Genomic DNA, 6816 nt, shown 5'->3' with positions numbered 1-6816 from the left:
GACCAGGACTGCGCGGCGGTACCGTTGCCGGCATAGAGCTGGAGCCGGTTGCCGTCGTTCGTCCTCGAGCCGGGCAGGTCGATGCAGACCGAGGGGTCGTTGGCGGACAGCAGCGAGTAGGAGCCGTCCGCGCCCTTGACGGCGATCCATTTCTGGGCCCGCGTCCCGTTGTACGAGTAGAGCTGCAGGGGCGTGCCGTTGGCCGTCGACGACGAGGGGCAGTCCACGGCCAGGCCGGAGCGGGCGCACCTCAGCACGACGTAGTCCCCGTCGTGGGTGACCTGCCAGGCCTGGGCGTCGGTCCCGTTGGGCCCGTACGCCTGGAGCGGGCAGCCGTTCGACCTGCCCCCCATCCCGGCATCGAAGACGATCGAGCCCGAGACGAGGCTGGCGACGGTGTAGGTCCCGTCGGGAAGGTCGGAGGAATGGGCGGCGGCGAGCTCGTCGGCGCGAGCCCATTTATCCTCATTCGATTCGATTGTGATGTAGGCATAGTTCATATCGACGGAACCGCTGATTCCATCAACGCTACCATCACTCGCATACTGCCAAAAACTGTACTTGCCCGCGTAATCACACTGATAATTATATTGTGCGATCCAATGGTCCCATGACGGCGAATTAAACACGGGGTCGGTCAGGATATTGTTAAACCAATTTAAGTTGGCATAAATGCCAACCTTATAGCCAGCATTTATAATCCGATTGCAAAAAACTGAAGCCCTTGAGGCGATACCTCCTTGGCGACCGTCAGCAATAATCGAATTATCCTCAAGATCGTAGTAGATAGGCAGTTGTGGGCTGTGGCCCGCAATGTTGCTAATAACGAATGCCGCTTCATCTGCCGCCTGCCCATCATCCCACGCATACGAGTAAAGATAGATACCGTACGGAATCCCCAAGCGCTCACACTCAGAGATATTACGCTGGAACTGATAATCAGTTCTTCCCCCGAAAGACGGCGCACCAAAGCCAACTCGAAGAATCGCAAAATCAACACCGCTCGCCTTAACGGCATCCCAATTGATATTGCCCTGGTGCTCGCTCACATCGATACCCTGAGCAGTAACACCATCAGGTAGCCTGCTGAGCGAATACGCTGAAATTCCAGCATCTTCGGAGTCTTCTTCAGAAGTAATTGACTGACCATCTTGAAAGCGCCAAGAATTTTCAACAAGAACTCTTGAAGATTCGTCAGCAAAAGACGGTGTCGCGACAACAACCAATGACACGACCATCGCAATGATAAAGACGAACGCCCTTTTAAACTGACCCATAGCTATTCCAAATTCTCGTAACAAGCCAAAGTTAATCAAAAGTGCATTTTAGCGAATGCACATTGACGCAGACAACGCATCTGCTTAATAACAGATTTGATAAGAGACCAACATTGAGAGACAGAAATTGCCAACTTTCATAACATGCAGGGACAAACGCCATTCATTACGACAAGCCAGATCAACCAGGATAAGGGTTACAGCGAGATTCGCCAATGGCAGAGTCTATACATTGGCATGCCCCCACGAAAGGCTATCTTTATCGCGTCCGCCCCTCTTTTTAGTCCAGGAGTCAAACAAGAAGCTGTCGAACTCATAGAACGCTGTATCCCGAAAGGAAAACTGTCTATCTTCATTATTCGTGGAGATATTCACGGTGTACGGGTTATTAACCGATCGTAATTCATATTGACCAGCTCTCGCACAGGGCAACAATTGTTTAAAAACAGAGAAATTAAACGAATCATCAAGTTTAATGTGATCAACCAGATCGGGATAGTTATCTTGCTTTCGATAGTTCATAAACAACGCTAGGTTTATTGCGCATAAGCTAAAAGCATCGTTTCTAACCCGCTTTGAATAATAGACGACTCCATCAAAACCAAGCTTCTTGGCACCCAACATGAGTGACTGCGAAACAATATACTCGGATTTAAATGACCTTCCAGGCTCTTTAACGCGATATGAAGTCGCAAACATTAGAATAATCAACTTAAGCCAGCAGTGCACTTCGTCGTTTCCGAAGTTATTCAAAAGAGAAAAATTACGTGAAGAGACAGCGAGATTTAGGATTTTTTGTTTTCCGTCCAGCAATACAGGTGAAACATTAAAATCCGCTTCAGGAGGAAATCCCGTTTCAATCCAACAGCCATAAGAAGAGTTTGATAAATAATAGCAGGGATTACCTGGGATACTAAATCTATAGTTACCTGATTTTGATCTAAGCGAACGCGGAAGCGGAAGCATTTCCTTTGCGCTATACATCAATGAGGCATTTCCCGTTCTGCTTCGGAACAATTGAAGATCACTACCAAGTTTCCCCGGAAACGCAGGAGAATTATAAAGTCTTGAAGAAGCTAAAGGGCAATCATCCAATCCTGCAATCAAATTCTTAATTACGGCATTTGATCCAGATATATCAGCTCTGTAATATCTTCGAATGCTATCCAGAACTTTTTTAGAATATTTTTCGATGATAGCGAGACTATCATCATCTGCACCAGCACCAGAAGCTCGCTTCAAAAGCACTCTGTATTTATTTGACAAATCAGAGTAATAGCTGATGTCTTTTTCAATAACAAATGGAGCTGAGAACTCCACACAATGAAAAGCCTCTACAATCCAACCACAAGTCATTTTTATCTTCCTTTAAACAATGAGCTAACGGGTAGACAAAGAAAGCATAGCGCCGTTGGCACCATTAGGGTTTAAGCCAAACCAGTTTCTATGGCTGCGATATCTTCAAAACAAATCTAATCTATGCGCCCTGGTCCTTCGAATCGGGCTCTCCGCGCCAGCCGTATTTGAAGACCTACCCAGTAAAACGCATAGGCATATCACGGCAAGAAGCAGAATGTAACGACGACAGTGGTTTAACAAGACAACAGACATGACCGTTCCGATCCACACGGCAAGCTAATAAGTCGCATCGGAAAATGCCTGATAACAGCTCGTATCAGCGAATATAGTTCAAGTCCTACTTCAGACTCATGGCAGATTGAACGTCCATAGACCCAAGCAATTCGGCGTAAATCGTGTAAGCAGACAGCGCTCGGCAAACGGCACACGGCACACGGTACACGGCACGCGGAAGAAGCATATAAGGGGTTTTCTGCTGGCTGTCAGCCGCGGTATCCTCACGGAAACCTAGTTGTCGCCGGAATTATAGTCCCCGGCGCGGACTCACCTTATCTCCCCGGTGCGGGCTCGATATCCTCTCGGACATCTAATCGTCTTGGACTTTTACCTGCCCAAGCACAGTACAGCTTTTACGTGCCGCCACACGGAGCATAGCTCGGGACTATTTTCTAAAACATAGACCTTCAAAGCAACTTAGACACAAGCACGGACAAGAATAATACAGGCATTGAATTCAGCCCTCACAATCAATCGCATTCGATACCGACCAACAACGCTCGTTTTGTGCGTGCGACACAATCGTCCTCACGAACACCACGCCAGCATCCCGAAGGGACCAACGTGTTAACAATTCACTATGGTGATATGGAAAACGTTATCTACAATACGTCAGTTTACTTCGATAACGTCTATTCGCCCCAGTGGTTTCAAGATGCCTTTGCGCAAAGGATCATCAAATCCATCGAAAAAGGTATTGTGGTTGGGCCATGCGCAATTGATACCAAGATGCTGAGCATCATCCCTCCTGAAAGGCTATCGGGAGGCACTAAAACACTGCTGCTCATGTACTTTATGCCTCAGAACGTATGCAACACCACAAACTGCAGCGATAATTGCGCTTACTGGATCATGAGAATCGCCGCACAGCAAGATCTGACAATCAACCTCTACCATCTGATGGACTTTAGAAACGGCAAGTTCACGGCAACCGTTGCAAACACGGGTGATGTCGTTCACACGATGTTCGACCTTGTCCCTATAGCCGCAAAATGCCTAAGGTAAAACTCCTGACACACCATTCGAAATCTAACAATTTAGATAACAGCTAATTACCGGGGGCCCTGCGGTCCCCAAATGCTATGCCCTTCCCAGCCAAACAGAGAATTTGCCCGAGCGCCCACCCGAATCTTTGTTTGGCGACAATCCTTCCATGTGGGCGTTCAGGCGGATGGGACAGATCCATATGGGAAGAGCGAACCCCTTCAGGGCGCTCGTGGCGGGCATCACCGCCGACGAGCTCCTGCTGCTCAGAGAAGCCGTCGACGAGAAGCACTGCAGCGATGAGGTCGGCGCCGGCACGCTCGCCGAGGCCGCGCGGCCTATCGGCAGGACCCGAAGTGCCCGGGTTGCGGCGCCCGCAGCGCTTGGAGGGACGGCTCAGGAAGCTGCTGCCGAAGGGCCGGGAGCTCAGGTTCGACCGGCTCGCGCCGGCCGACCTCGCGCTCGCGATGTCGCACGTGGATAGGCGCGCGGGGGCCGTTCGGCTGAGCCTGGGAAGCGGAGTCGAGGGGCTGGCGAAGCATGGCCCCGGACCCGTCGAAACACATCCCCACCGTTCCTTCAACTGGGGAAACGACGGCCCGGGGCCGCCTCGCACGGTCCAGGGCCGTTCGGCTAGGTGCGGAAACACGCTATCCGTTCAAAGTGCTCGCTGGGGCTGAAAATCAACCTACAAAAACAAAGGCATTTGCGTATTCCGACCGAGAGAAAACGCGTCCACGTGTCATCTCTTAGTCCGCGTAGGCACTTTCCTGTAGGCTTTTCACTGTATGACGTTTATGAACGTTTCAGGCACCGCGTGGTCCCGCGCTTAGTCTTTCCCTCAAATAAGCGCTTCGAGTATAGCAAGAGATTTGCCAGCCTTCTTACATGCTACTGGCAACACAGCTGTAGCGGATGTGATTTGCCCCTGGTTAACACCCTATTTCAACTTGCAATAGATCATCCTGCCCCGAGATGTCTTGAGGCTGTTGACCATGCAGAGGGTTTCGAGGAAACCGTCAATATATGGAACATATTATTTGTTATCCGCTAATAGCCGCTAATAGCTGTACGAGATGCTATATGCGTCCATACCAAATGGTAGACAAGTATTCGTTATAATTAAATTAATAACTTTGGCAATTATAGGAGTTCATTATGCTGGAGTACATTGAAGATGCACGCAGAGCGCTAAATGCTAAAGCTTATTATTCAGCTCTATGTTTTTCTCTCACGCTGCCAGACGTCTGCGCTCAAGTCGAGTATCCAAACGAAAAAACAGTAGGAGATCGGTACAGCCGTTGGATCAACCAATTTGTTGACACTTCAGCTTTTATTCATGACCAAAGTATGCTAAACGGAAATGATTTCGGAAAGTTCATCTATAAAATACGTTGCTCAATTGTTCACAGCGGAAATTTGGATCTAAATTTGAAATCTGGGCACGAAGTCAACTTCCGGCTAATCAATTCAGACTTTGGAGACGGAAGGGCCTTAGCGATTAATATAGACGATGGCAATCCAATTATCGAATTACCCATTTGTGACCTAATCACTGAGCTACTTGATAGCGTTGAAGACTACTATTCCTCGCAAAATGATAAGACACAATTTGAAAAACACTTTGTTAACCTAATAGATCCATTGATTATTGTAAAAGACTAGCCCAAAGGGCTAACGACTCGTCACCGTTACAGGCTCGTTAGCCCCCCTATTTCTCAATGTCTTTCATATCAACAGACGGCCAACTCCCGAAGGACATTTCAGCAATCTAAAGCGCAAAGTACCCGCTTTCTGAGCTGAGGTTTGAGTTAAGCCATGGATCCTTGCCAACAAAGTACTCGGGCCAGCGTTGCATAAAGAGAGCCTGCTCGCACTTCCAGCGGCGCAGCTTTTCTTCGTTGGCCTCTTCCCTGCCGTACGAGTTGAACACGTAGTGGTACAGCTCGGCATACGGCGTAAAGATGGTGCGGTAGCCCGCCTTCCACACGCGCAGGCAAAAGTCTGTGTCCTTAAAACCGACGGCGAATTTCTCGTTATAGCCTCCGACTTGCTCAAATACGTCGCGTCGAACCATCTGACAGGCGCCCGTTACGACGCTAAAGTTGCCCGGGTGCACGGCGCGGGCAAGATAGCCCTCACTCTTTGTAAATGGTATCTTTGTTGCTGCGAATTTAAACACGCAATGCTATAGATAGACAAAATCTGATTAGCGGGCGACGATGAATGCCACATCTCTATTATCACGGGGATTGTCGCCCCAGAAAAACCCGATATGACAATCGACGCTGGCAGCAGTCTTAAAGATGGTGACGCCGCCCTCTCTCCGATTTAGAACCGTTCGAGAATCTTCTCGACATTCTCTCGCAGATAGATATCTAGGTCCGGCACGGCAAACTGCACGTAGCCTCTCTGTGACGCCTGAATAACCTCTCTTTGTGCAATTTTGCCCTAATGGAGCTGACCTCATTGGTCTTTTTACCCATGCGCTTAGCAATCTCGGCTGATTTAAACTGTTGATTATCCTCGCACATCGCCAAAAGGTATTTGATATCGTTATGCCCCAGTCCAGAAATCGCGGGCTCGTGAACAACATCGTGAAAACGAGCTTCTGCCAGCGCAATACCTTCGGCAACATCGCGCTCACTCACGATGGCACTTTTGGCACGATGCAAATTGGCGCGCTGCCAAATGGAATAACCGACCAGTTGCACCAGATAGGCATAGCCCTTAGTGGCCTTAGCGGCTCTCGACAGAAGATTGTCCTCTATGGTCAAACCAGTCGCGACAAAACTATCACCCATAGAGAGCGCTACCTCCACTTGTTTGCCTTTCTAGGAAATCGATTAACGGTCAATCATTGCTTAAATTTTTATCGTAGACCATATCGGATAATATCGAGTTATATAAACCTGTATAA

The 6816-nt window shown here is 48.9% G+C and carries 7 protein-coding genes; 3 read left to right on the top strand and 4 right to left on the bottom strand.

Annotated features, from left to right (window positions below; all coding sequences use genetic code 11):
• Nucleotides 1-1277 (bottom strand): RICIN domain-containing protein (locus DW151_RS07640; RefSeq protein WP_199579920.1); only part of this gene is annotated, 1277 nt, incomplete at its 3' end.
• Between the two features lie 225 nt (nucleotides 1278-1502).
• Entirely contained in the window at nucleotides 1503-2633 is a 1131-nt protein-coding gene (locus tag DW151_RS07635) for an RES family NAD+ phosphorylase (RefSeq protein ID WP_118335215.1), read from the bottom strand.
• Nucleotides 2634-3500: 867 nt separating this feature from the next.
• Between DW151_RS07635 and DW151_RS07630 the strand changes: the two genes are divergently transcribed.
• The 3 genes from DW151_RS07630 to DW151_RS07620 all read left to right on the top strand — a co-directional run bounded on the left by DW151_RS07630 (nucleotide 3501) and on the right by DW151_RS07620 (nucleotide 5561).
• Nucleotides 3501-3917 (top strand): DUF4869 domain-containing protein, encoded by a 417-nt coding sequence (locus DW151_RS07630; RefSeq protein ID WP_118335227.1) that lies wholly within the window; start codon nucleotides 3501-3503, stop codon nucleotides 3915-3917.
• Between the two features lie 181 nt (nucleotides 3918-4098).
• The gene (locus tag DW151_RS10600) at nucleotides 4099-4380 is read left to right on the top strand and encodes a hypothetical protein (RefSeq protein ID WP_158571678.1); all 282 of its coding nucleotides are present in this window, start codon (nucleotides 4099-4101) and stop codon (nucleotides 4378-4380) included.
• Between the two features lie 674 nt (nucleotides 4381-5054).
• Nucleotides 5055-5561, top strand: a complete 507-nt coding sequence (locus DW151_RS07620; protein ID WP_118289306.1) for a hypothetical protein — start codon at nucleotides 5055-5057, stop codon at nucleotides 5559-5561.
• 106 nt (nucleotides 5562-5667) lie between these two features.
• Here the strand turns inward: DW151_RS07620 and DW151_RS07615 are convergent, their stop codons facing one another.
• Both DW151_RS07615 and DW151_RS07610 read right to left on the bottom strand, forming a co-directional pair.
• Nucleotides 5668-6078 carry a glycosyltransferase family 2 protein gene (locus DW151_RS07615; RefSeq protein ID WP_158571677.1) on the bottom strand — a complete coding sequence of 137 codons (411 nt, stop codon included), beginning with the start codon at nucleotides 6076-6078 and terminating at the stop codon, nucleotides 5668-5670.
• Nucleotides 6079-6274: 196 nt separating this feature from the next.
• Nucleotides 6275-6700, bottom strand: a complete 426-nt coding sequence (locus tag DW151_RS07610) for a hypothetical protein (RefSeq protein WP_147351645.1) — start codon at nucleotides 6698-6700, stop codon at nucleotides 6275-6277.
• Nucleotides 6701-6816 lie beyond the last annotated feature (116 nt).

It is taken from the genome of Collinsella sp. AM13-34 (assembly GCF_003473055.1).
Taxonomy (GTDB): Bacteria; Actinomycetota; Coriobacteriia; order Coriobacteriales; family Coriobacteriaceae; genus Collinsella.
The sequence above is the reverse complement of the archived record's forward strand: the minus strand, read 5'-3'. Positions and strand labels throughout refer to the sequence as shown.

What these genes read in the sequence shown, in the direction of transcription:
- DW151_RS07635 (WP_118335215.1), bottom strand. Translation starts at nt 2,633, where the DNA reads ATGACTTGTGGTTGGATTGTAGAGGCTTTTCATTGTGTGGAGTTCTCA.
- DW151_RS07630 (WP_118335227.1), top strand. Translation starts at nt 3,501, where the DNA reads ATGGAAAACGTTATCTACAATACGTCAGTTTACTTCGATAACGTCTAT.
- DW151_RS10600 (WP_158571678.1), top strand. Translation starts at nt 4,099, where the DNA reads ATGGGAAGAGCGAACCCCTTCAGGGCGCTCGTGGCGGGCATCACCGCC.
- DW151_RS07620 (WP_118289306.1), top strand. Translation starts at nt 5,055, where the DNA reads ATGCTGGAGTACATTGAAGATGCACGCAGAGCGCTAAATGCTAAAGCT.
- DW151_RS07610 (WP_147351645.1), bottom strand. Translation starts at nt 6,700, where the DNA reads ATGGGTGATAGTTTTGTCGCGACTGGTTTGACCATAGAGGACAATCTT.